At 31.8% G+C, this 1517-nt stretch carries 2 protein-coding genes; both read left to right on the top strand.

Annotation, left to right across the window (positions count from 1 at the left end):
• A partial coding sequence (locus ACFEMA_RS14680) for a DUF6090 family protein (RefSeq protein WP_411768963.1) occupies positions 1-702 on the top strand: 702 nt, incomplete at its 5' end.
• Entirely contained in the window at positions 699-1430 is a 732-nt protein-coding gene (locus tag ACFEMA_RS14675) for a hypothetical protein (protein WP_411768962.1), read from the top strand. The genes ACFEMA_RS14680 and ACFEMA_RS14675, both read left to right, overlap by 4 nt.
• Positions 1431-1517: the final 87 nt, after the last annotated feature.

Here is a 1517-nt window from a genome sequence, read left to right as displayed (position 1 = left end):
ATCCGTCAATCTTTAATTATGGAAAACAAAACTTCTAAATACTTTAAATACGCCATTGGCGAAATCATACTCGTAGTCATTGGGATTCTTATTGCTTTATCAATCAATAATTGGAACACTGCCAACCAAGCTCATAAGTTAGAGTTGGGCATATTAAACGAACTTAAGGAAGGTCTTAAAAACGATCAAGACCTATTGAAAAATACGTTTAAAAAAGACGAGAATGACCACAGGGTACTACTCATTTTAGATTCTTTATTAAAAAATCCAAAACATCCTTACACCAAAAATATGGACACCTTGTTTGGCAAGGTATATGGCATTAGGAATGTGAGACTCAACCATGCATTTTACGAAGATTTAAAGTCCAGTGGATTACAAATCATACGCGATAAACGTTTAAGAGCCCAAATCGTAGATCTGTTTGAAAACAACTATCAACTTCTGGAAACCTTTCTGGAGAACGAACGTAGTGTTAACCAGGTCGTTAGACCATACTATCTTGATAATTTCGTCGCTTTGGACTTTAAAGATTCTGCAACACCAATAGACTATCAAAAAATTTGGAATGACCCTAAGTACAGAAATATCGTTCATTATAGAATTATAAGTTTAAAGTTCAATCAATTGGAAGATTACCAAAACACCATTATTTCAATTGAACATTTAATAGAAAAAATAAATGATTACATAAAAGAATGATAAAATTTTTCCGCCATATCCGTCAATCCATGGTAAACCAGAAGAAAACAAAAAAGTATGTGCTATACGCCATTGGAGAAATCATTCTTGTGGTTATTGGTATTCTCATTGCACTACAGATTAATAATTGGAATAGCAATAGAATTGAGAACATTGCTGAAAAAAAAGCTTTGATAGAATTAAGAAAAGGAATTATATCAGATGCTGAAGCCATGCAGCTATCCTTATCTGAAATTTTGTCCCAGATAGACAAAATGAAACATTTAAAAAGGCTTTTAAAAAACGAAGATCTAAAATATAGGAGGAGCTTAGACACCTTGTTCGGTTCGGTTTACGGAGTCCAGGCTATAAGGATTAATAAAGCCTTTTATGAAGATTTAAAAGCGTCTGGGCTTAAACTAATTAAGGATGATAACATAAGACTAAATATCGTTAATCTATTTGAAGATAATTATGTTCTTCTAGACAAGATTTTTGATATGGAATTACATATTAACGATATCACCAGACCCTATTATCTTCAGAACTTTAATGAGATCGATTTTCTTAAATCAGCAACTCCAAATGACTTTAACGAAGTTTGGAGTGACACTTATTATAAAAATATTGTGCATTACAGAATCATTAATTTAGAAAGTAATCATGTGGATGCTTACCAAAAGACCATTCCTAAAATTACAGCTTTAGCAGAGAGTATTAAAGACTATTTAAAACTATCAGATGATTAAATTCTTCCGCCAAATCCGTCAATCTTTAATTATGGAAAACAAAACTTCTAAATACTTTAAATACGCCATTGGCGAAATCATACTCGT

The organism is Winogradskyella sp. A3E31 (assembly GCF_046720935.1).
Lineage (GTDB): Bacteria > Bacteroidota > Bacteroidia > Flavobacteriales > Flavobacteriaceae > Winogradskyella.
Note: the sequence above shows the minus strand (reverse complement) of the source record. Positions and strands in the feature narration are given on the sequence as shown.

What these genes read in the sequence shown, in the direction of transcription:
- ACFEMA_RS14675 (WP_411768962.1), top strand. Translation starts at nt 699, where the DNA reads ATGATAAAATTTTTCCGCCATATCCGTCAATCCATGGTAAACCAGAAG.